Origin of the sequence: Micromonospora sp. NPDC049204 (genome assembly GCF_040647935.1) — a bacterium.
Lineage (GTDB): Bacteria > Actinomycetota > Actinomycetes > Mycobacteriales > Micromonosporaceae > Micromonospora.
On record NZ_JBEZDC010000001.1, the window covers coordinates 625,212 to 652,191 of the forward strand.

Here is a 26,980-nt window from a genome sequence, read left to right on the forward strand (position 1 = left end):
CGCGTCGGTCACCCAGCTGTCGCAGCACCACGTCCCGCCACACCGACCAGCCCGTCCCGCCCGGTGGCAGCACGTGACTCATCGGACCGGTTCCGGCTCGTCGGCGTCCACGATGTGCAGTCGCAGCTCACTGAAGTAGCGCCGGCCGGCCCCGTCGGGCACCCAGGCGTCCTGTTCGGTGGGCAGCATCTCGCTGACCACCACCGTCGTGTCGTCGCCGCCGTCACGCCGGGCCGCCCGGACCATCACGCAGAACATGTCAACGAAGGCGGGGCTGCTCAGGTCGACGAAGCAGGGCTTGGTCTCGGTGCCGAGCTTGACGTACACCTGCTCGGGCAGGCCCAACCGGCGTCGCCAGTCCCGTACGGCCAGGAAGCGGGCCCGCTCACCCTTCGCCGCGCCGAAGTCGCACGCGCCGACGGTGGTCCGCCAGGTCTGCCGGGCCACCACGAGCCGGTCCAGCGTGATCCTCGGGGTGTACGGGGCGGCCGCGACCAGCTTGAACCCGTCCACGGCGTGCAGGCTGAGCAGCCCGGCGAAGACCTCGGTCAGGAGCCAGCGCTGCCCGTCGGGGGCCACGACCGTCAGTCGGCCGTCCTCGTCCCGCACGGTCAGCGCCACCGTGGGCAGCACCCGGTCCGGGTCGGCGTTGGGCGCGGACGCGAAGGCCACCTGCCGGTCGGTGGGGCCGATCAGCGACTCGGCGACCCGGCTGGTGCGGCGCGGCCAGTCGGTGGGATAGAGCAGCCGGATCCGGTTCGGGCCGAGGTCGGCCGCCAGCGCGTCGCGCAGCCGCTCCACGTCCGGATGTGCGGCCGTGAGCACCGCACAGTCGAACGACGGCCAAGCGGCGTGCAGCTCGCCGAGCACCACGGTGTAGTCGCCGCGGGCCAGCGCGTCGGCGTCGGCCGCGCAGATCTGCAGGTCGGGGCTGTGCAGCCGGGAGTTCGACCAGTTTGGCCGGAGAACGGGGAAGACCTCGTCGACCCGGGCGGCCAGGTCCGCCACGTCCAGCCGGACGTCGGTGCTGCCCGGCGGCAGGTCGGCCAGCCCGAACAGCCCCGCCCAGCGGGCCGCGAAGTCGCCCGCCACCGCGTCGACCGGGCGCGGCCCGCTGCCCCAGAACATGCCCTGGACCAGGAACCACAGGTCGGACAGGGCCACCGGGGCGTCGCCGGCCTCGGCGCGCAGCTCGTCGTACAGCTCCCGGAACACCACCGCGTACGCCTCCTCCAAGGCGCCGGCCAGCCAGCGGGCGGCCCGCAGCAGCACGGCGAGCGGGGCGGCGATCCCGTCCAGCAGCGGTGCGCCGAAGACCACGTCCAGCTCCCGGCTGGTGTCCTCGTAGCAGAGCGTCCGACCGGCGTACATCTGCCCGGCCCGGCGCTGCGCCGGCTGCCCGGTCAGGTCGGTGAACGTCTCGTCGAGCGCGTTCAGCGCGGCGTGCAGCCGGTCCGGATCGCCGGCGGCGGCGGCGACCGCGTCCCGGGCGGCGCACAGCCGATCGAAGCCGGCCTGGGCGACGGCCCGCGCGGGGCCGTCGCCGACCTGCGTGATCCGCTGCCGCAGCACCTCCTCGGCGGCCGGACTCACCGGCAGCGCGGCGTCCCAGGTGGCCAGGTCCCGCTGCACCAGCCGGTCGAGCAGCGCGTACCCGTCCTCCGGCCGACGCAGACCGACTGCCGGGTCGGTGACCAGCTCGTGGGCGGGGCGGTGGCCGTCGGCGGCACCGAGCAGTGCCGCCTCGACCGGCGACAGGGGCACCGGGGGTCGACCCGGGCGGCGCACCTCCCGGCCGGCGAGGCTCAGGTGCGGGGCGAGCTGGGGTGCCCACCAGCGGCGGACGGCCAGGTCCTCGGCGATCCGCTGCGCGTACACGGTCAGTGCCCAGGACTCGAACCACACCCAGCGGTCACGGGTCAGCGCCGCGCCCGGCCGGACCTCGGCGGCGACCGGCAGCTCCGGGTCGAGGGTGACCCAGCAGTTCGGGCCGAAGAAGCCGACGGTCTCGTTCTTGCCGCAGTAGCGCTGCCAGTACCTGATGACGGCCCGTTCGCGCTCGCGTCTACGGGTGTTGCGGGGAGCGTCGGGGCCACCACGGACCAGCCCGTCCAGGGTGGGCAGCACCCCCCGGTTCTGCCAGGTGACCGCCTCGCGTAGCAGCGGGTCGGCGGCCAGCTCGGTGATCCGCCGGGTGGCGGTGGACAGCGCCTCGGCGAACTCCTTGTCGAAAACGTCGGCGCCGGCGCCGGTGGTCAGCAGCTCGTCGGCCGCCGCGGCGGCGTGCGGCGCGGACAGCAGGGTCAGCCCGTCGGCCGGAAAGCCGGTGCTGCGCAGGACCGCGTCGCGCCACACCGACCAGCCGGTGTCGCCCAGCGGGACCCGGTGCGCGGCGGCGGCCGCCCTCGGCGCGGCGGCCGGCGGTTCGGCGGTGAGCGCCGCGGTCAGGTCGGCGCGGATCGCGTCGGCCAGCTCGGGCAACGCGTCGTGCAGGAAGAAGTGCCCGCCGTCCAGCTCGTGCAGGGTGAAGCCGGCGGCGGTGTGCTCCCGCCAGGCCGCGCTCTGCTCCCGGGTCACCGCCGGGTCGCGCCGGCCGGTGAACGCGATGATCGGCACCGGCAGCGGCTCCTCGGGCCGGTACCGGTAGGTGTCCACCCGCTCGAAGTCGGCGCGCAGCAGCGGCAGCAGCAGGTCGACCAGCTCGGGGTGCTCCAGCACGCCGGCGGGCAGGCCGCCGCCGGCCCCCAGCCGGCGCAGCAGCTCGTCGTCGTCCACCTGGGACAGCCCGTCGAAGATGGTGGGCGCGGTGACGTGCGGTGCGCGGGCGCCGCCGACGTAGAGCCGCAGCGGCAGTGGACGCCCGGCGCGGCGCAGCTCGCGGACCACCTCGAAGCCGAGCCGGCCGCCCATCGAGTGGCCGTAGATGGCGTAGGGCCCGGTGGCCCGCCCGGCGATGGCGCTCGCCACGTCGACCACCCGGAACCGGGGGTCCTCGCTGATCCGGTTCTCCCGGCCGGGGAGCTGCACCGGCAGCACCTCGACGTCCGGACCGAATCGGCCCGGAAAGTTGCGGAACGCGCCGGCTCCGGCGCCGGCATAGGGCAGGCAGAACAATTGCACCGGTGCCGGATCGCGGCTGCCGGCGGAGAGGAACCAGTTCACCGAACACCTTTCTGAGGAGGTTCGATCCAGTACCGCTGCCGCTGGAAGGGGTAGGTGGGCAGCGAGGTTCGTCGGACGCCGTCGGCCGGGTACAGGGCCGTCCAGTCCAGGGACCGGCCGGTCACCCAACCGGCGGCCAGGTCGCGCAGCGGGCCGGCCGGACCGGCCACTCGGGTGTCCGTCGCCAGTAACGCGTCGAGCGCGGCGACCGCGTCGGCCGGAGTGGTGGCGACCACCGCGGCCCGGCAGCCGAACTCCCGTCGGCCCAGCGCCAACGTCGCGGCGACCTCGGCCAGCGTGGGCGCGCTGCCCGCCAGGTGCCGCCGCAGCCGGGTCAGGGCCGCCCGCAGAGCCGCGGGGGTACGCGCCGACACCGGCAGCAGGTGCGCGCTGGCCGACCCGGTGTCGACCGGCTCGACCGCGGGTGGTTGCTCCACCACGACGTGCGCGTTGGTGCCGCCCAGCCCGAACGAGCTGACCCCGGCCACCCGGCGCGGCACGTCGGGCCAGTCCCGCGCCTTCGTCGGTACGTAGAACGGACCGGCGGCCAGATCGATCTCCGGGTGCGGACGGGTGAAGTGCAGGTTCGGCGGGATGACCCCGTGCTGTACGGCCAGCACCGCCTTGATCAGCCCGGCGATGCCGGCCGCGGCGTCGAGGTGACCGATGGTGGTCTTCACCGAGCCGAGCGCGCAGGTCTCGGCGGGGGCGGCGCCCGCGTACACCTCGTGCAGCGCGGCCACCTCGATGGCGTCCCCGAGCGGCGTACCGCTGCCGTGTGCCTCGATGAAACGGACCTCGCCCGGGGCGACCTCGGCGGCGGCGAGCGCGCCGGTCACCGCGGCGGCCTGCCCGGCCGGCCCGGGGACGGCGTAGCCGGCCCGGTCGGCACCGTCGTTGGTGACCGCCCAGCCGGGCAGGATCGCGAGGACGCGGTCCCCGTCGGCCTGCGCGTCGGCGAGCCGACGCAGCGCCACCACCCCGACCCCGGAGCCGAAGCCGGCGCCCTGGGCGGCCTCGTCGAAGGCCCGGCAGCGACCGTCCGGTGAGGCCAGGCCACCGGGGGTGTGCCGGTGCCGGGGCCAGGTGACGCTCACGCCACCGGCCAGAGCGATGTCGCACTGGTAGTCGGCCAGGCTCTGCGCGGCCAGGCAGACCGCGACCAGCGAGCTGGAGCAGGCGCTCTGCACGGCCACCGCCGGCCCGGTCAACCCCAGCCGGTACGCCACCTGGCCGGGCAGGTGGTCGGTGAGCTGCCGGCCGATCAGGCGGGCCTCCCAGTCGTCCGGATCGACGTCACCGATCACGGCCGGGTTGTCCATCAGGTGAAAGAGGAAGTAACGGTTGACGGAGGTGGCGCCGTACACGCCGACGAGGCCGGGGAACCGGGTCGGGTCGTGGCCGGCGTCCTCCAGCGCCTCCCACGCGGTCTCCAGGAACAGCCGGTGCTGCGGGTCGGTACGGGCGGCCTCTTGGTCGCCGAAGGAGAAGAACTCCGCGTCGAAGTCGGCGATGCCGTCGAGCCGCCCGGTGGCCTTCACGTGCCGGGGGTCGGCGCGCAGCCCGGGGCCGACGCCCAGCGCCGCCAACTCCTCGTCGCTGTGGTCGTGGATGGCGTCCACGCCGGCGCACAGGTTCCACCAGAAGGTGGCCACGTCCGCCGCTCCCGGGAACCGGCCGGCGAGCCCGACCACGGCGATCTCCTCGCCGGTGTACTCGCGGACGCCGACCGACGAGGAGTACGCACCGCCGGTGGACGCCGACGCGGTGGACGCCGAGGCGGTCGCGACGGGCGGGGCCGGCAGGTCGGCGGACGGCGGCGGGTCGACCAGTCGAGCCTGGGCGGCGACCGTCGGATGGTCGAAGAGCCGCAGCAGCGGCAGCCGGACCCCGAACCGTTCGGTCAGTCGCTGCTGCACCTGGCCGAGCAGCAGGGACTGCCCGCCGACGTCGAAGAAGCTGTCGGTGCGGCCGACAGCGTCCCGGCCGAGCACGGTGCACCAGATGTCGTGCACGATCCGCTCGGTCGGGTTGGCCGGTCGATCCTCGGCCAGCACGGCCCGGGCCGGCGCCGGCAGCGCCCGTTCGTCGATCTTTCCGCTGACGGTCAGCGGAAACTCGGCGACCGGCACGACGGCGCGGGGCAGTGCGTACTCGGGTAGTTGCCGGGCCAGGGCGGCCCGCAGCGCGGCCGGGTCCACCGGTGTCCCGGTCGACCGGACGTACGCCAGCAGCTCGCCGTCGCGGGCGATGGCACGCACCTCGGCGACGCTCGGTTCGGCGGCGAGCACCGACTCGATCTCGGTCAGCTCGACCCGGAACCCGCGCACCTTGACCTGCCGGTCGAGGCGGCCGAGGCAGCGCAGCTCGCCGGTGGGCAGCAGCTCGCCGAGATCGCCGGTGCGGTACGCGGGCACCCCGTCGGGGTCAAGCCCGAACCGGTCGCTGACCTGGTCGAGGTAGCCGGGGGCGAGGTGCCGGCCGCGCACCACGATCTCGCCGTCCGGTGTCAGCCGCAGCGCGTACCCGGGCAGGGCGGTGCCGATCGGCAGCGGCCCGGTGGCCGTACGGTCGACGTCGGCCAGCGGCAACACGGACCGGGCCGCGAAGGTCATCTCGGTGGCACCGTAGCCGTTGACGAGCACGCAACCCGGGGCGAAGTGACCCTGGGCGCGGGCGGCGTCGGCGTAGCTGGCCTGTTCGCCACCGAGCAGCACCACCCGGACCCGGTCGAGCCGGTCGACGCCGGGAGTGTCCAGCAGGTACCGGAAGACCGTCGGGGTGGAGTGGTAGACGGTGACGGCGTGCCGGGCCAGTTGCGCGACGGCGTACGCCAGCCCGTGGCGGCGCAGGTCGACCGGGACGACGGCGGCGCCGGTGAGCAACGCCGGGTAGAGGTCGGGGATGGCCGCGTCGAAGCTGAACGAGGCGAGCAGGCTGAGCCGGTCGTCCGGACGCAGGTCGAGGGTGGCGATCTGGTTGTCCACCACGTGCAGCAGGTTGCGGTGGGTCTGCCCGACCGCCTTGGGCCGGCCGGTGGAGCCGGACGTGAACAGCACGTACGCGAGGGCGTCCGGGTCCACCGACACCGGCCGCAGTGACGCCGGCCGCACGTCGACGGCGGGGACGACCCGCGTGCCGGGCCGGTCGGTGGCGAGCCGGCGGGCCAGCTCGGTGTGCTCGCCCCCGCTGAGCAGCACGGTGACGTCGGCGCCGTCGACGAGCTGGCGCAGTCGCTGCTCCGGGAAGCCCGGGTCGAGCGGCACGTAGGCGGCGCCTGCGGCGAGGGTGCCCAGCATCGCGGCGATGGTGCCGGCGCCGTGTGTGGTCAACAGTCCGACCCGGTCGCCGGGTTGAACGCCGGCCCCGGCCAGCAGCTCGGCGTGGCCGCCGGCCAGGCCGGCCAGGCCGGCGTAGTCGAGCGGGCCGGTGTCACCGAGCACGGCGGGATGGTTGGGCCGGGCGGTAGTGGCATCGCCGAAGCGATGGATCAGGGTTGAATTTTCCATCTCAGGACGCGCACATCGCTCCACACAAGATGGACACGCCGCGACCGGCTACATTGATCATGATCCCCCCCAGGAATTCACAATGGAGCGAGCATAGGACTCAACGCCTGGCGCGGAAGATCATTGACTAGAGTCGACCCGAAGGGCTAGCGGGTGATCAGACGAGGGATGACGAAAGTCGTCCGATCATCCCCCTGGCGCAGCGGCGGATTTTCACCTAGAACGATCATCAGGGGCCATTTTTGCGGTCGCGCATTCATTGCGTAGAGGAATTTCCCGGCCAGAGACATCGGGTCGCTCGCCGCGGACCACGCTCTGCGCCGTGGGTTGAGCGCGTGCACGCTTCCGGCGGGACGGGGCCGACAGCACCGTCGTCGTCGCGCGGCAACCGCGACACCATCTCCCGGAATCGGTCACCCGTTCGGCCATCGTCTTCAGCACGGCGCGGGAGACGGCGGCAGCCTGCTCGGGCGGCAGGCCACACCGCCGGGATACCGCGTCGATGAAGCGCGGAAACCGGCCGTCGCCCGCCGTGTCGGTCACGGCCGGGCGCCTACCCCCCGCCGCTGCCGACAAACGACCGCTCGATGCCGCCGATCGACATCAACATCCGTCACACGCAGACCAACGAACGCGAGTCGACTCTCGATTCGCCTACTGCCGTTGCCGTGTCAGCCCGTCGCATACGTAAGCACGTCGACCGTGGCTGTCATCGGCCGGGCTCCGGGATTCGCAAGCGTCGCCGAGCTGTTACGCAGCGTCACCCCGTCTGCGTGTCGAATGAAGAAGCCGTACGCCGCAAGGTAGGGCCAGCGGGTGCTCTCGGGATAGTCGCCGTTGTACTCGTTCGGAGTCTGCGGAGCGACCGATCCGCCGACGGTGACGTTGACTTTCACATTGCTCAGGAGGATGTCGTACATCCCGTACGTGGCGCCCGTGCTCTCCTTGGTACCCGAGAGCACGGCTCCCGTCGCAAGATGGTTGGGCGCCGCATCAGCGATGCGGGTAGCAGTGATGTCCTCGAAGCGCAGGCCGCTGATCCACCGGGGGTCGGGTGCTCCGGTTCGGCGCCCGATCAGCACGAAGATCGCCCGCTGGGTCTGGTCGATCGTGACACGCCGGAACCGGGCATTGGTGACCGTCCCGCCGCCAACCTCGGTGACGACGATCCCCGCGTTGCGCGGTCGTTTGACAAGGACGTCCTCGACCGTGATGTCGGCGAAGGCGCCGTCGCTGGCGGTGCCGAGCTTGACGCCGTTCGCCCGTCCGGAGGCGGACACGCTCGACAGCCGGACGACGGCCCCGACGACTCCGCGGCTGGAGACGCGCTGGCTGGTCGAGAAGTGACTCTTGAAGCAGATCGAGTCGTCATCGCTGTAGACGTCCACCCGTTCGATGAGGACATCGTGACCGTCGACGACGTCGATGCCGTCACGGTTTCCGTCGATGTTGCTGTCGACCGCGACGTCGGTGATGGTCAGGCCGTCGATTTCGGCGGGCACGATGCCCCAGAACGCGGCGTCCTTCAGGTAGATGTCACGGATGGTGACATTGCTGCCGGAGGTGAGGAACATGCCGGCCGGACGGTGGTTCTCGGCGGGCCCGGGCTGGCCGCCGGCCCAGGCGGGATTCGTGCCGTTGCCGTGGATGACTCCGCCGCCCTCGATGGTCAGATTGTTTGCCCGGTGGGAGAAGAGCAGCGCCTTGGTGAGCACGCCGCCGACGAAAGGGCGGCTCGGGGCGATCCTCGCAACGGAGGGGTAGGCAGCGTCATCCCAGGTGCCCAGCAGCATGGCATCGGGTGCCACGAAGAACGTCATATCGGACTTCAACATGATCGTCCCGGTGCGGAACACACCGCCGCTGAGCAGGACCGAACCGCCAGTGGGAGTCGCGTTCACCGCCGCCTGGACCGCTGCGGTGTCGTCGGTGGTGCCGTTCCCGGTCGCGCCGAACGAGCGCACGTCCACAACCGGCCCGGTCGGCGTCTGGTCGGGAACCGGATACGCGAGAACCTTGTCGGCGTACAAGGTGCCGACCTGGCCGGCGCCGACGCCGAGGACGAGTTGCGCCACATCGGCCGCGGCCGGGTCGCGGAACGGGAAGTGGGTGGGTCTTGCCGTGGTGCTCACCGCCGGAAAGCGCCGGCCGTCTGCGTAGGCCACGAACTGTCGGCCCGGGACGTCGAGCACGAGGCGGACCGTGTACCACTCGCCGGGCTGCACACCGGAGAGCAGGACATGGCTGACCCCGCCGGATACGTACTGCAGGACCGAGTTGCTGAACTGTAGCGAGGCCGAGATCCTGCCAGTGGAACTGCGGATGTACAGCGCCATCTTGACACCGGTCGTCGACTCCGTCCGCAAGTTGGCCTGCACCATCACGACGCCCTTCTGTGGTGTCCTCAACGCACGGGTGGCGGTCAACTCCTGAGTGCTGGTGGTCTTGGTGATGCGCAGGCTGCGGTCGGCGTCGCTCGGCACGGGCTGCGCATCGACGGTGCCCCCGCCACCGGCAACCACGTAGCCCGGCGCCACGGTACCGACCGGCACGTCGTCGAACAGGTCCTTGGCCTGGTACGCCGCGGTGTCCTCGGGCACCCTTCGCAGGCTCACGTTGTCGACCCACATCGTGCCGAGGTTGGTGGCGCCGGGACCGAGGCCGAACGTGAGCCGGCCGACATCGGCGGCCGGAGTGCGGAACGGCGCGGCGTCGAGCAGCTTGGCACCATCGACGTACAGGTCGAAGGTCTGGTCGTCGGTGCGCAGCTCGACACGCACGACGTGCCAGCCCTGCGACGCGGCCGCGAGCGTCTGATTCGGGCCGGCGTTGTAGTAGCGCCCGGCGCGGATGCCGATGCTCGCCACCGGCACGCCGGTCCGGCTGGCCACGTAGAGCACGTTGAACGCACTTACCGCCGAGTCGACGCGGACGCGTACCTCCGCCTCGACGACGCCGGTGAGACCGGCTGCCGTCCGCCGCTCCACAATCGTCGACGAAGCTGCGTCAGTCGCGGTCTTCGTCAGCCGGAGGCTGCGGTCCACCGCGTCTGGGACGGCGGCGACCCCGACGGTCCCGCCGGACGTATCGGTACCCCAGCCGGCTGGCACGGTGCCGAACTCAGCATCGTTGAAGTGCTCCATGACAGCCGACGTGGCACCCGGGCCGGTGTTCGCCGCCTGCACCCCCTCGGGGGCAACCACGACGGTGGTGGCCAGCCACGCCGCCATCAGAAGGGTGGTGCTCCGCATAGCGCAGCAAGTTACCAGGATGAATAACTCCGGTGACCCCGCACGGCGAGCGGCCTTGCCGGCTCAGCGGCGCATCGTCAGTGCGTGGTCAGGCCGAGCACCACGGCAGTTCACACAATGTTGATCAACTGGGCAGAGGCTGTCCGGGCGAACCAACCCGTACCACCCTTGGGAGCCCGACACATGCTTGACAGCGCTCGATTGCTAAGGCGTGGCCGAACCGCCCTGGCCGCCGCGGTGGCCGCCGGCTTGCTGCTGGCCGGTGGGGCGGCGTCGCCGGCTGCCTCGGCCTCGCCGGCCGGCGCCCGGCCGGGTACGCCGGTCCCGGTGCAACTCTTGTCCATCACGGACCTGCACGGCTACTTCGGCGACTACACCACGACCGTGCCCGGAGCCCGGGCCGGCGAGCCGGCCCGTCAGGTCGGCGGCGGCGCCTACCTGACGGCACACCTCAAGCAGCGCCAAGCCGGCCAGCGGAACTCCATCCTCTTCTCGGCCGGGGACGACTTCAGCGGTTGGCCGAACGAGACCGGGTGGTTCTGGAACGAGCCGACCATCGAATACCTGAACTCGATCGGGCTGGAATTCTCCACGGTCGGCAACCACGAGATGGATCGGGGCTACGAGTTCCTCCGGCACATGGACGATGGCACCTGCCGGTGGCGGCCCGACAACGACATCTGCTTCACCGACTCCACCGGCCGGCGCTTCCACGGCGCGGACTACGACTACTACTCCGGCAGCGTCGTGGACGACCGCAGCGGCAAGCCCAAGCTGCCGCCGTACCACGTCGAGTACGTCAGCGACGGGCACGGCGGTCGGCTGCCGGTCGGCTTCGTGCACGCCACCACCAAGCTGATGTCCGAGGAGCAGATGTCCTACACCCCGAAGGGGTTCGACTTCCTCGACGAGGCTGACACGGTCAACAAGTACGCGGCCGAGCTGCGCCGGCAGGGCGTGAAGGCCATCGTGGCGGTCATCCACGAGGGCTTCTCCCAGGAGGCCGGTGCCGGGTACGACGAGTGCGTCAACCCGTTCGGCCCGATGTACGACGCCAACGCCCGGATCAGCGCGGACGTCGACGCGATCGTCACCGGCCACTGGCACGCCCTGGTGAACTGCATGCTCCCCGACCCGGCCGGCAACCCGCGTCCGGTGGTGGAGGCGGCCAACCACGGCCGACTGTTCAACGAGATCAACCTCCAGCTCGACCCGCGTACCGGCGAGGTGCTGCGGGACCGGACGACCTCGGTCAACCACGCCAACACCCAGGACGTGACTCCGGACCCCGAGACCCTGCGGATCGCCGACTACTGGCGGACTGAGCTGGCGAAGCGGGCGAACCTGCCGGTCGCGCGGGTGACCGCGGACCTGACCCGGGCCCCGGGTGACAGCGCCGAGTCGACCATGTATGACGCCACCGCCGACGCGTTCCTCTGGGCCGCGAACCGGGACGGCAAGGCCGATCTGGCGGTCGCGATGCCCGGCATCCTGCGCCGGGACGTCCGGTACGCCGCCGACCCTGCCAACCCGGCCGACGCACCGGGCCGGGTGCTCTTCTCCGAGCTCGCGCTGGGCACCGTCTACGACAGCGGCATCGGGGTGGGGCTCGTCCGGGGCGACGTGACAGGCGCCCAGCTCGACCAACTGCTGGAGAGCCAGTGGCAGCAGGCGGCGGACGGCACCGTGACGTACCGGCACATGGCGGTGTCGGGCAACGTCCGGTATCGCTACGACCTGTCCAGGCCGGTCGGCGACCGGGTGGACCCCGGCAGCGTGCGGATCGGCGGCAAGCCGTTGAGGCTCAAGTCGACGTATCGGATCGCGACCCTGGCGAACAACTTCTTCGCCAAGAACGCCACACCCGGGTTCACCGCGCTGTTCGAGGCGCGCAAGCAGGACCGCAGCCTGTACAACGGCGGTGACGCTCTGTGGCGCTACCTGGAGAACGCGTCCCCGGTCCGCCCGCCCGCGCTGGACCGGGCGACCCCGGTGTCCCGCTAAGGCGGGTCGACGACGTCGGACCAACCGGGTGCGGGCGGCCAGGCACCGCCCGCACCCGGGTTCGGGTTCAACTCTCGGGTACGTCCATCTCATCGGGCCGTGGGAGCGGGCTGCACATCGTCGCTATGGTCGGTGTCGTGGAGACACTGGGCCGACTTGCCGGAGTCACGGTCGACTGCCGGGATCCGCAGCGACTGGCTGACTTCTGGTCCGTCGTGCTTGGAGGACGCGTGACGGAGTCTCTTCCCGGCTGGCGGCGCGTCACTGTCGCCGAGGGCAGCCCGGTGCTGACATTCCAGCCGGTCCCGGAGCCCAAGGTCGGCAAGACGCGACTACACCTCGACATCGCCGTTACCGACGTCGACGAAGCGGTCGAGCGGATCGGGATGTTGGGCGGGCGGTGGACAGGTGAACGGCATGACTACCAAGAGGGCGCAGTCCTCGTCATGACCGACCCGGAGGACAACGAGTTCTGCGTCGTGCAGTACTACCGGGTGTGATCTGGTTGGGTTTTCGACGAGCATCCGAGACTGCTGATGGCGTCGTACGCACCGTCGTCGTTGCACACTGATCACAAGCGGCCGTGAGAGTGGGAGCCGTCGACACACCGACCGGCGCGCAGGGCACCGCGCCGCGCCCGTCGGATACCAGCCACCACCTGGATGTCGGGCGCCGAGCGGAGCAGGCATGATGGGCCGGCGTCGGATCAGACGTGCCGGGGCTCCCACCGGAAGAAGCGGCGGGTCAGCCAGGCGCCGATGACCAGCCACACCAGCAGCACACCGGCCGAGGGCAGTGCGAGCAGGTGACTGTCCCAGAAGCCGAGCGCCCGGCCCCCGTCGGTCTGGGCCAGCCACCCGACGCGGAGCAGTTCGGTGAACGGGCCGGTCGGCAGGAACCACAGCGCCCGCTCGATCGGCTCCGGCAGCGCGCCCAGCGGCAGCAGTGCACCCGGGGCGGCCAAGAAGATCACCATGGATGGCAGGGTGGTCAGCATCGCGGCCTCGGAGCTGCGGGTGACCGCGGACAGTACCGCGGCGAAGGCTGCCATCACCGCGGCGCCCAGCAGCAAGGCAAGCAGGATCACCAGCGGGTGTCGCGGCACCGGCAGGTCGAGCGCCAGGATGGCGTAGAGCACCAGGACGGCGGTCTGCGCCAGGAAGGTGAGCACGGTGCTGCTGGCGGTGCCGAGCAGGATGGTGCGGTCGGACGGCAGACCCACACGCATCCGCTTGAGCACGTTCTCCTGCCGGCGCGAGGCGTAGACGGTGGTCAGGTGGTGGTGCACCACGAAGACCATGATCAGCGCGGTCACGCTGACCACCCGGCGCACTCCGGGGACGGCCTGGCCGCCGTATCCGCTGGTCAACAGCAACCCGATGAGCAGCGGAGTGACCACGGAGAGGGCGGTGGCGGTCCAGTTGCGCCGCAGCGCCAGCAGCTCCATGCGCAGCAGGGCGAGCATCTGCCAGGACGGCCGCGCCGCCCGATCCGTCGTGACGGTGGTCATCGAACTTCCTCACGTTCCGGTCGCTGACCGGCGTCAGCGTGCTCGCCGGCGATGTCCAGGAATACGTCCTCGAGGGTGGCGGGGCGCGCGGAGAGCCCGTACAGCCGCACTCCGGTGGTTTTGGCCCAGTCCAGTAGCCGGGAGAGGTCGCCCTGCAGGTCGCGGGTCTCGTAGGCGACGCGGTCGCCGTCCACCGAGAGCGTGCCGTGCGGCAGATCGGGCAGGTCGTACCCCTCCGGTGAGCGGAACGTGATCCGCGCCGGCAGCGTGTGCACCACCTCCTCGGGCGTCCCGCGAGACACGATGTGCCCGCCCTGCATGATCGCCACCCGGTCGGCGAGCACCTCCGCCTCTTCGAGGTAGTGCGTGGTGAGCAGGATGGTGGTCCCGCCCGCCTGCAGCTCGCGGACGACATCCCAGGTGCGGCGCCGCGAGGCCGGATCCATACCGGTGGTCGGCTCGTCGAGGAAGAGCACCTCCGGCCTACCCAGCACGGCCAGCGCCAGCTCCAGCCGCCGGCCCTCGCCGCCGGAGAGCTGCTCGACGGCGACGTCGGCCCGGTCGGCCAGTTCCACCGTCTCGAGCATGTCGCGGGTGGTGCGCGGACGAACGGTGAGCGCCCGCCAGGACTCGATCGTCTCGCGTACGGTCAGGGCGCCGGTGAAACCGCCGTGCTGGAGCATCACGCCGGTCCGCGGACGTACAGCGGAGCGGTCGGCGATCGGGTCCAGGCCGAGCACCCGCACCTCGCCTGAGGTCGGCCGCTGCAACCCCTCGAGCGCCTCGATCGTGGTGGTCTTGCCGGCGCCGTTGGTGCCCAGCAGGGCGAACAGCTCGCCCCGGCCGATGGCCAAAGACACCCCCCGGACCGCCTCGAACTCCCCATAGCTACGACGCAGCTGGTTCACTTCAATGACGACGTCTTCCATGACCTCAGCCTGCCCATCCGGGGAACACATTGCCGATCCCCGTGCTGTCATGATTCGACCGTGTCGTTTGCACGGGTCACCCGTGCACTGAACCCGCCGCAGGCCGTGGTCCTTTCCCGCGCGGTCATCCGGGCCAGGACTGGCCCGTCCGGACGCGGTGTCCTCTCGTCAGCGCACGACCTTTGGAGAATGCGGGTGGCCGTGTCGGTACGGCACCGCCTGGCTCAGGATGCTGGCACGGTTGCGGGCTCTTCGCCTGGGGTGGTCGGGGGTTCTGCGATGCCGACGAAGTTCCCGCCCATGGGCCGGATGCCGACCGACCACCCCAGCGCTGTGAGGACGTCCGTGAGGGTCTGAGCATCATGGAATACCTTCACGATGCGGTACTGGCTGCCGTCATCGAGCCGGCGCAGCACCGCCGGGGTCGGCTGGTTCGCGAGGACTTCTTCGCTGGCGGCTACGGCGGGGCCGTCGTCGATGAAGACTGCTTTGCCGCCCGGCGCGAGCGCGGTGGCGACGGCGTTCCAGAAGTCGGGCAAGCGTGCCGGCGGTACATGGGAGAGCCAGAAGGCGAAGAACACGATGTCGTAGCGTCGTGGCGGCTGCCACTCAAACAAGTCGGCCTCAATGAACTGCACGGTAGGGGATGCGGTGCGCGCCCGAGCCAGGGCTAACACTTCGGATGCCGCATCGACAGCTGTCACCGAATGTGCCCGTGCGGCGAGCAGAGAGGTCCACTGACCTGTTCCACAGGCCAACTCGAGCACATCCCCGGCGATCGGAAGGTCATCGACGACAGCCAACAACCTCTGCAGGTCTTCGTACTCTGTATAGGGCCGGTCGTATTCGGCCGCACCGGCCCGGTAGTAGGCCATCTGTTCTGCCAGGAGACCGTCCTCATCCATGCGAGCCCCTCTCATTGGTGTCCGGTCAGCGACAAGCGCACACCTCACCAGCTCGCTCGCCACAGACAGTGTCGGCCTTCACCCTTGGGCAAGGTCAACAGTCCTGGGCGCCTCGGCCGTCCTCGTCGACTGATCCCGCACCCGGCTGGTGCCAGCCGGCACCCGCCGTCCAACGTGTCCGAAACCGGAAAACGTTCGTGGACAGCCCACTAGCTGAGGGATGTCTCGTAACCCGACGTCTGCCTGCTGAGGACGATCGGTCAGGTGCGTCGGCGCCGAGTACGGCTCGTGCGGGGCGAGAAAATACACGTCCAGGGTGGGCACTCGGCTCCTTCGTAGGTGGGCTACGGCCGCCGGCGAGAGGTCGCGGACCTGATGTATCTCGGTCGACGACCTAACGTGCATCCCAGTCGACGACCTAACGTCTTTCCCACCGGCCGACCGTCTCCTGTGTTTGGACCAAGGGGTCGGGAGCTGGCCTCGGCACGGCCGAGGAGCGGAGGACAGGAGGACAGGGCCGGCTCGCCAGACCTCCGGCCGGTGGCGGCGCTTCAGCGTCGGTGACACCACACGAGGGGATAGCGGAGGAGATCTGATGTTCGATCAACCAGAGATTGCTGTCGGTGTTTTCCCCGGACAGGGTGCCTATTTCCCCGGCTGCCTGGACTTCATCGGTGCCGACCGGGAACTGGAAATGCTCGTCGAGCAGGTCGATCGGGTCAGCGCGGCCATGCTCGGCCACCATCCGATCGCCGGCCTACGCGCTGGTGAGCCGCCGAGCACCCAACAGTTGTTCGCCGACTCGCCCGACACCATGCAGCTCGCGATCTTCACCACCACCGTCGCGACACACGACGCGCTACGCCGCCGTGGCGGCGCGTTCGGCGCGCTGATCGGCCACAGCATGGGCGAGATCGCCGCGCTGGTGGCCGGAGGTGCCCTCAGCGTCGAGCAGGGCGCGTCCGTGCTCTGCCACCGGATCGCCGTACTGCGGGAGCACGCCACGGCCGAAGGCGGGCTCGTCGCTGTCGGTTGCGGCCGGGACCGGATGGACGCCGTGCTCGCGCTACTCGACCACGCCGGCCCGGTGATCGCGTCCGACAACGGGCCGGAACAGGTGGTGGTCTCCGGGTCCGCCGACGCGCTGCGCCGGGTCAAGGCGATCGCCGCCGCGATCGGAGTGCCGGCCACACCGCTGCTCTCGGCGTACCCGTTTCATCACACCATGTTGACGACCGCCCGACAGGCGCTCGCGGAGCGGCTCACGGGGCTGCGTGCCGCGCCCATGCACACCCCGGTCTTCTCCCCGATCCTGGGCCGGTTCTATCGGGCGGACGACGACCTCGCCGCGATGCTCTCCGCGCACCTTGTGCTGCCCGTGGACTTTGCCGGCACCGTTGGCCGGCTGCACCGGGCGGGCGCTCGGGTCTGGGTGGAACTCGGCGCGGGTCGGGCGCTGACCAACGTGGTCCGTTCGCTCCACCCCGACGTCACGGTGTTGACGCCGGTGACCGAGACCGCGACGACCATCGCGGAGGCCGCTGCCTTCCTCGTACCGTCGTCGACAGTCGCCGTCCCGCCGGCCGCCACCGTGCGCGCTACGCCCGTCCCGCCGAACCTGACGCCCGCTCCGCCGACCGCGACGCCCACTGCGCCGCCCGCTCCGCCAGCCCCCACGCCGGCCGCGGCGACCCCGGAGGTACGGGAAGCGGCCGGTCGGTCTGCGCTACCCCGGTCCGAGATCGCCGCGCAACTGCGCGCCATGTACGCCCAGGCTCTCGAATACCCGGAGGAGGTCTTCGAGGACGCCGCGCAACTGGAGGCGGACCTCGGTGTGGACTCGGTCAAGCAGACCGAACTGCTCAACCGCATCGGCCAGACGTTCGCGCTGGGTATGCGCCCCGAGGGGATGCGCATCGGCGAGTACCGCACCTTCGGCAACGTGGTCGACCTCGTGCACGGGAACCTCGCGAGCGGGCAGGTCCGATGACGGGCGGACGGGTGGTCCTGGTCACCGGCGGGGCCGGCAGCGTCGGCCGGGAGATCGTCCGAGGTTTCGCGGCGACCGGTGCCACCGTCCTGATCAACTGCTTCCATTCCTGGCCAGCGGCGAAGGAACTGGCCGCTGAGGTGGTCGCAGCGGGCGGACGGGCGAAGCCGCTGCGCGCGTCAGTGGCCCGACCGGCGCAGCTCGAGCAGATGTTCGACCAGGTGCGCGACGAGTACGGCCGGCTCGACGTGCTGGTGAACAATGCCGCCACCGGGACCTTCGCCACGATCGACGACATCACCGACGAGCACCTGGACCGCGCTTTCGACATCAACGTCAAGGGACCGCTGTGGTGCTCACGCACCGCCCGCCCGCTACTTGCCGTCACCCCGGGGTCGTGCATCGTCAACGTCTCGTCCATGGGCGCCACGCACGCCCCGGCCAACTATCTGTCCGTCGGGGTGTCCAAGGCGGCCCTGGAGAGCCTGACGCGGTATCTGGCCGCCGAGTTCGCGGCGGACGACATCCGGGTGAACACCGCCTCGGCCGGCCTGATCGAAAACGACGTCGGCCGCCGCTTTCCCGGCTTTCCCTCGCTGCGGGACAATCTGGTGGCCGCCACGCCGATGCGGCGACTCGCCACGCCAGAGGATCTGGCCGGCGTGGTCCTGCTGCTCGCGTCGCCCGAGGCCGGCTGGATCACCGGGCAGACGGTGTTGGCCGACGGCGGGCTGAGCCTGCATCATCGGGCGCTGTCACCCGACGCGGCCCCTCCGGCCCCCGCCCCGTCGACCGCTGTCACGCCCCCCGAGGAAGCGGCTGTCGCACCGTCCGAGGAGGCGGCTGTCACGCTTCCCGAGCAAGCGGCTGTCGCACCACCCGAGGCGACGAGCGATGCCACCCCCGTACCAACCGGTCACGACGCCACGTACGACCCGGTGGTCGTCGTCGGGATGGGGATCGCGGTGCCCGGCGCGTCCGACCCCGACGGGTTCTGGTCGCTGCTCAACGAGGGTGCCGAACTGTTCGTCGAGGTGCCTCCGGAGCGCTGGTGGATGGACGGCTTCCACCACCCGGACCCGACCGCGCCGGACAAGACCTACCAGCGCAGGTCGGGGTTCATCACCGACCTGCGACCACACCCGGCGATGGCCGGCGAGCCGATCGTCGACGACGACACCACGGACTTCACGATCCGGTGGCTGCGGCACTGCGTCCACCAGGCTCTCGACGGCGTCAAACGGCGCCCCGGCGACCGGTACGGCGTCTGGGTCGGGTACACGCCGGACGGCAGCCAGCACCTGTTCGAGGCGCTGGCGAGCCGAGAGTTTCTCGCGATGGCTGGAACCGCGGCGGACGAGCCCGCGGTACGCGACGACCTGCGTACCCTGCTCGACCGGGTGCTGCCGCACCAGTCCCCGGACCGGCCGGCGGCCCTGCCGCACCAGGTCGGGCGCGCCGCGGTGGCCGGAATCCTGCCGGACGACGCTCGGGTGACGATGGTGGACACCGCCTGCTCGTCCTCGCTGTACTCGATCGATCTGGGTATACGCGACCTGCTCACGGGGGATGCGGACATCGCGCTCTGCGGCGGCTCGTTCGCGCTCATGCCGAGTGGTTCGGTGCTCTTCGCCAAGCTCGGTGGCCTGTCCAAGACCGGCGCGGTACGCGCGCTCGACCGTGCCGCCGACGGGGTGCTCTTCTCCGACGGTGCCGGTGTGGTGGCGCTCAAGCGGCTCTCCCGGGCGCTCGCCGACGGCGACCAGATCCACGGCATCCTGGCCGGCTCCGGGCTTTCCGCCGACGGTAAGGGTAAGGCGATCTACGCGCCGTCCAGCAGCGGGCAGGAGCTGGCGGTGCACCGTGCGCTGACCCGTTCGACGGTCCGCCCCGGCGACGTGGGCATGGTCATCGCGCACGCGACGGGCACCCCGGCCGGCGACGAAGCGGAGTTCCTCTCCCTGCGGGCCGCCTACGCGGGCGACGCGCCGATCCAGGTGACGTCGAACAAGTCGCTGATCGGGCACACCGGCTGGGCAGCCGGCGTGGTGTCGGTCATCCACGCGCTGCTGGCCCTGCGGCACGGGGTGATACCCGCCCAGTACCGGTTCACCGGCACCCCCGAGTCGTTCGGAGCGGATACCTCCAACCTCGCCGTACCCAGCGAGCCGGTCGCCTGGCCGCCCCTGCCGGACCGGTGCCGCACCGCGGCGGTCTCCGCTTTCGGATTCGGCGGCACCAACGCCCATCTGCTGGTCAGCGAGTACCGCCCGGACGTGAACGGCGCCTACGGCTACGGCGAGCCGCACACCGATCCGCTGGTGCTGGTCGGCTGGTCGGGACACCTGCCCGGAGTGGACGACACCGAAGCGGTCGCGGACTGCTCCGTCGGCCGTGCCGGTGCCCCGCACACCTTCGGTCCGGTCTATCCCCATCCGCCGTTCCCGAAGCTCCAGATGCCGCCGCCGGCGGCGAGGGCCACCGACCGGACCCAACTGATGCTGGTCGAGTGCATGCAGCGCCTCGACGGGCAGGTACGCCAGGCCTGCGAGCGTCGCCGCGAGCGGACCGGAGTGGTGGTCGCGCACGCGGGTCCGACCCGCAACGCGGTCCTGCTCGCGCTGCGCTGCTACCTCGACGAGCTGGACCGCGTCGGTACGGAGGCCCGCGATCCGGAGGCTCTGGCCCGGCTGCTCAAGCAGCTCCGGCAGGACGTCACCGGGCGGATCGCCGCGCCGACCGAGGACTCCTTCCCGGGCGAGATGCCCAACGTCATCGCGGCCCGGCTCTGCAACTACTTCGATCTGCGCGGCCTCAACATCACCGTGGACGGCGGCGGTGCCTCGCTGGCGGACGCGTTCGAGGTCGCCGCCCACTACCTGCGCTTCGGCGACCTCGACCTGGCGCTGGTCGCCGGGGTGAACGGCAACACCCTGGCATCGTGGCGGGCCGTGTTCGCCTCGGAGGGCGAGCTGGCCGAGGGCGCGTTCCTGTTCGCGTTGACCCGGCGGTCGGTGGCCGAGGCCGAGGGGCTGCCCATCCTCGCCGAGTTGGACCGGTTGTCCGTAGCGGAGGTGACCCGATGAGCGGGCTCGGCACGAAACTGGCCGGGGCGAGCGGCGCCGCCGGGCTCGCCGCGATGCTGTCCGGCCGCGTCGAGTACGGCACCGTGGCGGTACGCGCCGATGCCGCCGGCTCGGTACGGGCGCTGCGGCTGCGCCGGCCCGGTCCGGCCGCGACCGACGCACCGACCGGACAGCTGCTGCGCCGGCACGTCCTGGAACTGGCCGAGCTGCCCTACCGGGCGATACGGCCGGTGCCGGAACTGCTGCCGGCGGGTGTGCTGGTGCTGACCAACACGACCGCCGCCGCCGCGGAACTCTCGCTGCCGGCCGACGGTACCGTCCTGGTCGTCTCGGACGACACGGTCGAGGTACGCACGTCCGGCGGAGCGCGCCACCTGTCACCGGCGGACTGGCCCGAGGCGCGGGCACCACGGGAGGCGCCACCCCGGCACGTACGGGTGATCGTGGACACCCGTGACCCGGAACTGCACGTGGCGGGCTGGTCGACCCGGTCCGGGGATCTGCTCCGGCTGCACGAGTGGGCGTTCCTGGCAGCGCAGGAGAGCGCCGACCGGCTGGTCGACGGCGGCAGCTATCTGGTCACCGTCCTCGACGGGATCACCGCCGACGGCACGCCGCGGCCGTTCACCGGGCTGTTCACCGGGCTGACGAAGAGCCTGGCGCTGGACTGTCCCGGTGCGCTGGTGGTCGCCACCGTCCACGCAGCCGGGCCGGTACCGGCCACGCTCGCCACCTCGGTGGCAGAACTCGGTGCCGAGCAACTGTTGCCGTGCGTGTACCACGTCGACGGCCGTCGGACGACCCCGCGAGCCCGTCCGGAGCAGGTGGACGAGCCCGATGTCGCGCCGCCACCGCTGGACGGTTCGTCGCTGGTGGTGGCGGCGGGTGGTGCGCGAGGAATCGGCGCGCCGATCCTGCTCGCCCTGGCCCGGCACTACGCGCCACGGATCGTGCTCCTCGGCAGCTCCGCGCCGCCGGCAGACGACGATCCGGTGCTGGATTTCGACGACCCGCAGCAGCGCAGCCGGTACATCCGGGAACAGGTCACCGGCCCGGACCGGGTATCGGTCGCGGCGGCCAACGCGCGGTTCGACCGGCTACGCGACGCGGCCCACATGCGCCGTACGCTGACCGAACTCGCCTTGCACTGCGGACCCGGCCGGGTCCAGTACCTGCGCTGCGACCTGCGCGACACCGCCGCAGTGCGGGAGACCATCGGCGCGGTCCTGGCCGAACAGGGCGACATCGACCTGCTGATCAACATCGCCGGCATCAACCGCGCCTCCGACCTACGCTCCAAGAGCCTGGCCGACTTCCGCACGGTGCGTGACCTGAAGGTCCGCACCTACCTCAACCTGGCCGACGCCCTGCGCGAGCGGCCACCGGCCCGGTGGTGCAACTTCGGATCGTTCGTGGGCTTCAGCGGTACCCGAGGCGAGACCGACTACGCCTCCGCCAACGACTTCCTCAACACGGCAGCCGCCGCCCGTGACGACGGCTCGACCGAGCACACCATCGGCTGGACGCTGTGGCGCGACACCGGCCTGGGCGCCAGCACCGTGATGCAGGAGTTCCTCAGTCGGACCGGCTGGTTCACGGCCACCCCGACCGAGGAGGGCGTGACGCACTTCCTGGCCGAACTCGCGTGTCCGAGGCCGCCGGCCGCGACCGTCCTGTTCGGTGACCGCGAGGCGGGCGCGCTCTCCACGGTGCTCCCCGGTCTGCTCGACTTCTGCGCCGCGGCACCACCCGAGCCCACGACACGGCAGGTGCCCGCCGCACCACCCCGTTCCGCCACACCACCGCAGCCCGCGGTGCCGCCGGCGGGACCGGCACCCCGGGCCGAGCGGCGGCTACCGTTCATCGACGATGTCGTGCACCGGGACGCGACGTCGCTGACCGCCGTACGCACCTTCGACCTCGATCGCGACGGCTACCTGGAGCACCACCAGGTCTTCGAGTTCCCCACCCTGCCCGGCACGTTCGTACCAGAACTGGCCGCCGAGGTGGCCGTGATGCTGGTGCCCGACCGAGTGCCGGTCGTCTTCGAGGATCTCCGGTTGGAGTCCTTCCTGCGGGTCTACCGGGACGGCCGAAGCAGGACGAAGCGGCTGACCGCGCGACTGTTGAGCAGCGACGACACCGAGTCGGTGGTGCAGGTGCGGATCTCCGGCGACGTGCTCGGGCCGGGCGGGCGGGTCCTGGTACGCGACCGGCTGCACTTCTCCGTCGTGGTGCGGCTACGCGACCGACCGACGCCCGGGCCTCGCTGGACACACTGGGACGAACACGGCAGCGAGGCGTTGATCGACCCCTACCACGCGCCGGGCTCGCCGGTGCTGCTGCGCGAGGTGTTCCGCTCCACGACGGACACCCGGGTGCACCCGCTGGGTCGCCGCGGACGGCTGGCCCTGGACACCGCCGGCATCCACCGCTGGTTCCCCGACCTGCTGGTGCCGTCCGTCCTACTCGACGGGCTGGTCCGCGTGGCCGTGTTGGAACGTGCGCACGGCCGTTGGACGCCTGTGGCGATCCCCCGGTACGTCCGGCGCATCGACCTGTACGGCGGTCACACGGACGCCAGCCTGGCTACCGGCGGCGAAGACGTGGAGTTGTACGTGACTCCGGTCGATCTCGATCTCGAAGACCCGAACCCCGACAATCGCGCCATCGCGGTGTCCCGCGACGGTGAGGTGCTACTCCAGGTCAAGGACATCATCGGCGCGATCGTCGGCTACCTCGACCAGTCCACCGGCGAGATCGTCGACCGCAAGACGTTCGACGAGATGTTTCCCGCCCCAGCGACTCGGCCCTGATCAGGGCACAAGGACAGGAGCAGGCCAAATGTCCATCGAACAGCAGTCGGAGAATTCGACCAGCCCGCCGGCGGCGTGCCCGGTCAGCGGGCAGCGGGGCAACGTGTGCCCGGTGCCGCACGGCCCGAAGGGGCTGCCTCTCATCGGCGACGCGGGTCCCTACTTCCGCGATCCGCTCGGGTACACGCTCGACACCCAGCAGCGGTACGGCCCGATGGTGGGCGTCAAGCTGCCGGTGCCGTTCATCCAGGTCACCGAACCCGACGCCATCGAGCGGGTGCTGCGTACCAACCCCGACAACTACGTACGGGGCAAGCTGTACCGGGGATTCGCCCCGTACATGGGTCGTGGCCTGCTCACCCTCGACACCGCCGAGTGGAAGACGCACCGACGGGTCGTCCAGCCGGCGTTCACCCCGCAGCGGACCCGCAACGACGCCGTCGAAACGATCACCGCGACCAGCGCCGTGCTGGACCGCTGGGCCGAGCTGGCCCACCGAGGGGAACCGGTCGACATCGCGGACGACGTCATGAGCATCTCGGCCCGGGTGATCGGCGCGGCCGTGGTCGGTCGGGATCTCTCGAAGCCGGAGACGGGCTACTCCGAGGCCGCCGCGATCGCGTCCAAGGTGATGTACACGAAGACGGTCTTCGGGATCAACGAGCTGCTGCCCAAGGCGCTGCCGACCCGATACCACCGGGAGCGCCGGTGGGCCCATCAGAAGATCGACGCGATCGTGCGGGACGCCGTCACGTCACGGGGACGCACCGGTGACACCGGCGACGACCCCGCCGGTCGACTGCTCGGATCCGACCTGTCCGACCAGGGCGTCGCCGACAGTCTGCGGACGCTGCTCCTGGCCGGCTCGGACACCACCGGGCAGGCGATGATCTGGACCCTGTACGAGTTGGCCAGACATCCCGGCGAGCGGCGGGTGGTCGAGGAAGAGGTAGACCGGGTGCTGGCCGGTAACCCACCGACCATCGACGACGTGGACCGGCTGCCCGCCGTCGCCGCCGCCGTCGACGAAGCGCTCCGGCTCTACCCGCCGGTGTGGCAGTTCCCCCGCGACTCGATAGCCGACGACACGGTCGCGGGGCGGTTCGTGCCGGGCGGCACCACGCTCCTGATGAGCGTTTACGGCACCCATCGCTCCGCCGAGCTCTGGACCGACCCGAACGCCTTCGACCCCGCCCGGTTCCGCACCGCCACCACGAGCCGACACCGGTACGCGTACCTCCCGTTCGGTGGCGGACGACGGATGTGTATCGGCAAGGCTCTGGCACTGGCGACCTGCGTCCTCGCGGTGGCGATGATCAGTCAACGGTTCCGGCTCCGCCTGGTGCGTCACGACATCCGGCCGGGCACGTACATCACCCTGTTCCCGACCGGCGGAGTGCCGGCGTACCTCGAGGAGCGGTCGTGACCGTTGCCACGGTGTCCCCACCGGGTGCTCCCGCCCTCCGGCCGCACCTGGTCTCGTTCACCACCGAATCGTTCGTCCGGCCCGTCGAACGGTTCGTGTGGACACCGGTCCCGGCGGCTCGGCCGGTCACCGCCCGGGTAGCCGACGTGGGACCGCTGCTGGTCGTCGGAGACGACGTGGCGCTGGCGGAGGGCGTCGCCGCGCGGTTACGGGCGCGAGGTCTCGCAGTCGACGTGGCCGCTCGCGGTGTCGAGCCGGCCCCGGCGGCCTGGGGCGGCATCGTCGACCTCAACGTGGCGGGCGCCCGGTACTCCCCCGGTGACGGCGACTGGCGCTCCGCGCTGGACCGCAGCGTCCGGATGCTCGCGCACCGCTATCCGGACTGGGCGGCCCAGCCGTTGGCCAACGGCTGCTGGTACCTCGTGGTCACCGTCATGGGCGGCAAGATGGGGTACGACGACGTTCCGATCGAACAACCGTTGGGCGGCATCTGGGCGGGGCTCGCCAAGGGCCTGGTCCGGGAGCTGCCCAACCTGGCGATCAAGGTGGTGGACCTCGACCGGCCGGAAGCGGTCCGCATCGCGGACGTGGTGCACGCCGAACTCGGCTCGTGGGACCAGTTCGAGGTCGGCTACGCCGGCGACGAGCGTTACGTGCTGGAGGCACGCCGGCAGGACGTACCCGAACCCCGGCTCGACCTCGGCGTCGACGACCTGGTCCTGATCTCCGGCGGCGCGCGGGGCGTGGGTTTCGCGCTCGCCGAGCATCTGGCCAGGGAGTTCGGTTGCCACGTGGTGGTCACCGGACGCAGTGCCATGTCCGTCGAGGAGCCCTGGCTCGCCCTCGACGACGCCGCCTTCGAGGAATACCGGCGCGCCGAGGTCGCGGCGGCGACCTCGGCGACGCGACTGCGCGAGGTGCGCGAGGTGCTGCGGCGACAGGCGGAGCTGCGCGCGGTGCACCACAATGTCACCGCCGCCCGGGACGCCGGTCTCCGGATCACCTACCAGGCGTGCGACTGCGCCGACGAGGCCCAGGTCGAGGCCCTGTTCGACACCGTCGGCGCGCCGACGGTGATCGTCCACAACGCGGGCATCGACCTGCCCAAAAGGCTGGCCGAGAAACGGCCGGAAGAGGTCGTCGACACCGTCGACGTCAAGGTCACCGGCTTCGCCAACCTGGTCAACCAGGTGCTCGCCGACGACCGCCGGCGCGCGACGCTGAAGATGTTCTGCAACGTCGGGTCACTCGCCGGGCGGCTGGGCGGCATGGTCGGACAGATCGACTACGCCGCGGGTAACGAAGCCCTCGCCCGGCTGGGCTTCTGGGCGCACCGCACCCACGGCCTACCGGCACAGACGCTGTGCTGGCCGACCTGGGAACGGCTGGGGGTGATCACCAACTACGACAACGCTGTGCGGTACGTCTCCACCATCGCGCCGGACGACGGCGTCCGGCGCTGGACCGACGAGATGCGGGCGGGTACGACCAGCGAGGTGATGTTCATCGGTCGGATCGGGGTCGCCCTGGTCCCCTCGATGTTGCGCGGGTTCTGGCGGTTCACCGGTCACCCTGACCTGCCACGCCTGCACTCGCTGGCCCACTTCCTGGGTGAGGTCGAACTGTTCGAGCCGTTCGTCCAGCTCCGCAGCGCGGTCACCCACCGCGCCGGGGACCAACCGTGTCTGGCCGGCGAGTTCACCGTGGACGGTGTCCCCGCCCTGCCGGTCAGCGTGTTGATCGAGCAGATGTGCTCGGTGGCCGACTGGGTGGCCCCGCCGGGCTGGCCCCGCCGCCACCTGGTCGAACTGAGCGACGTGTCCGTGCAGATCGACGCGCTGCGGCTACGGCAGGAGGGAACCCGCTTCGTCAACCACGCGGTCGGCGCGGACACCCCGAACGGCTGGACGGTGACCGTGGCGGTGCTCGGCGACGGTGGCGAACCGGCGGCCACGGCCACCCTGCGGTACGCCGAGGATCCGCCCGAGCCCTCGGCGCTGGCGGCGACCTTCCCGCCAGCCGCTGACGCTCCACCCCGCTCCGGTGGACCTCGGCTGCTTTGGTCCGGCCTGGCGATCAGCCGACCGCGGTGGCGGGTCGGGCACGACGGCGGGTACTCGGCCGACCTGTCGGCCGGGACGGCCGCCGACCTGTGGACGATGCCGTTTCCACCGACCGCCGCGATCTGCCCGACCGCCCTTGAGGCCGCCGTGGCGGCCGCCGCCGCTGGCACCGGACGCCGCGTGAGCGTGCAACGGATCGTCGCCCGCCCGGGGGCGCAGCGCGTCGACCGGCTCCTCGGCTCGTCCGACGGACGCCACTGGACCGGGTTGGCGGCTGACGAGCCCGTCCTGCAGCTGACCGGTCTCTGCGTGACGGGCGGCTGAGCGGG

Annotated in this window: 14 protein-coding genes; 7 read left to right on the plus strand and 7 right to left on the minus strand. The window is 71.4% G+C overall.

Annotated features, from left to right (window positions below; genetic code table 11):
* Positions 1-78 precede the first annotated feature (78 nt).
* The 4 genes from AB0A90_RS02805 to AB0A90_RS02820 form a co-directional block, all read right to left on the minus strand.
* Positions 79-3,162: a thioesterase domain-containing protein gene (locus AB0A90_RS02805; protein WP_357240557.1), complete on the minus strand. Its 3,084-nt coding sequence runs from the start codon at positions 3,160-3,162 to the stop codon at positions 79-81.
* Positions 3,159-6,671, minus strand: a complete 3,513-nt coding sequence (locus AB0A90_RS02810; protein ID WP_357240560.1) for an AMP-binding protein — start codon at positions 6,669-6,671, stop codon at positions 3,159-3,161. Before AB0A90_RS02810 ends, AB0A90_RS02805 begins: the two co-directional genes overlap by 4 nt.
* Positions 6,672-6,884: 213 nt before the next feature.
* Positions 6,885-7,214 (minus strand): hypothetical protein, encoded by a 330-nt coding sequence (locus AB0A90_RS02815; RefSeq protein ID WP_357240563.1) that lies wholly within the window; start codon positions 7,212-7,214, stop codon positions 6,885-6,887.
* A 128-nt stretch (positions 7,215-7,342) separates the two neighbouring features.
* Complete coding sequence (locus AB0A90_RS02820; protein ID WP_357240566.1) at positions 7,343-9,562, minus strand: glycosyl hydrolase family 28 protein; 2,220 nt, start codon at positions 9,560-9,562, stop codon at positions 7,343-7,345.
* A gap of 543 nt (positions 9,563-10,105) precedes the next feature.
* Between AB0A90_RS02820 and AB0A90_RS02825 the strand changes: the two genes are divergently transcribed.
* Together AB0A90_RS02825 and AB0A90_RS02830 are read left to right on the plus strand one after the other, a co-directional pair.
* On the plus strand, positions 10,106-11,926 hold the full coding sequence (locus AB0A90_RS02825) for a bifunctional metallophosphatase/5'-nucleotidase (protein ID WP_357240569.1): 1,821 nt from the start codon (positions 10,106-10,108) through the stop codon (positions 11,924-11,926).
* A 137-nt stretch (positions 11,927-12,063) separates the two neighbouring features.
* Positions 12,064-12,426 carry a VOC family protein gene (locus AB0A90_RS02830; protein ID WP_357240572.1) on the plus strand — a complete coding sequence of 121 codons (363 nt, stop codon included), beginning with the start codon at positions 12,064-12,066 and terminating at the stop codon, positions 12,424-12,426.
* Between the two features lie 206 nt (positions 12,427-12,632).
* Here the strand turns inward: AB0A90_RS02830 and AB0A90_RS02835 are convergent, their stop codons facing one another.
* The 3 genes from AB0A90_RS02835 to AB0A90_RS02845 all read right to left on the minus strand — a co-directional run bounded on the left by AB0A90_RS02835 (position 12,633) and on the right by AB0A90_RS02845 (position 15,270).
* Positions 12,633-13,436: an ABC transporter permease gene (locus AB0A90_RS02835; RefSeq protein WP_357240574.1), complete on the minus strand. Its 804-nt coding sequence runs from the start codon at positions 13,434-13,436 to the stop codon at positions 12,633-12,635.
* Positions 13,433-14,365, minus strand: a complete 933-nt coding sequence (locus AB0A90_RS02840; protein WP_357240577.1) for an ABC transporter ATP-binding protein — start codon at positions 14,363-14,365, stop codon at positions 13,433-13,435. The genes AB0A90_RS02835 and AB0A90_RS02840 overlap by 4 nt, the downstream gene beginning before the upstream one ends.
* Before the next feature lie 224 nt (positions 14,366-14,589).
* On the minus strand, positions 14,590-15,270 hold the full coding sequence (locus tag AB0A90_RS02845; protein ID WP_357240580.1) for a class I SAM-dependent methyltransferase: 681 nt from the start codon (positions 15,268-15,270) through the stop codon (positions 14,590-14,592).
* Positions 15,271-15,865: 595 nt separating this feature from the next.
* On the opposite strand from AB0A90_RS02845, the gene AB0A90_RS02850 reads away from it, so the two are divergent.
* Genes AB0A90_RS02850 through AB0A90_RS02870 form a run of 5 tightly spaced genes read left to right on the plus strand, consistent with a single transcriptional unit; the run spans position 15,866 to position 26,975 of the window.
* Positions 15,866-17,260: an acyltransferase domain-containing protein gene (locus AB0A90_RS02850; protein ID WP_357240583.1), complete on the plus strand. Its 1,395-nt coding sequence runs from the start codon at positions 15,866-15,868 to the stop codon at positions 17,258-17,260.
* Complete coding sequence (locus AB0A90_RS02855; RefSeq protein ID WP_357240586.1) at positions 17,257-20,346, plus strand: SDR family oxidoreductase; 3,090 nt, start codon at positions 17,257-17,259, stop codon at positions 20,344-20,346. Before AB0A90_RS02850 ends, AB0A90_RS02855 begins: the two co-directional genes overlap by 4 nt.
* The gene (locus AB0A90_RS02860; RefSeq protein ID WP_357240589.1) at positions 20,343-23,162 is read left to right on the plus strand and encodes an SDR family NAD(P)-dependent oxidoreductase; all 2,820 of its coding nucleotides are present in this window, start codon (positions 20,343-20,345) and stop codon (positions 23,160-23,162) included. Before AB0A90_RS02855 ends, AB0A90_RS02860 begins: the two co-directional genes overlap by 4 nt.
* A gap of 28 nt (positions 23,163-23,190) precedes the next feature.
* Positions 23,191-24,588: a cytochrome P450 gene (locus AB0A90_RS02865; protein ID WP_357240592.1), complete on the plus strand. Its 1,398-nt coding sequence runs from the start codon at positions 23,191-23,193 to the stop codon at positions 24,586-24,588.
* Positions 24,585-26,975 (plus strand): SDR family NAD(P)-dependent oxidoreductase, encoded by a 2,391-nt coding sequence (locus AB0A90_RS02870; protein WP_357240595.1) that lies wholly within the window; start codon positions 24,585-24,587, stop codon positions 26,973-26,975. Before AB0A90_RS02865 ends, AB0A90_RS02870 begins: the two co-directional genes overlap by 4 nt.
* Positions 26,976-26,980 lie beyond the last annotated feature (5 nt).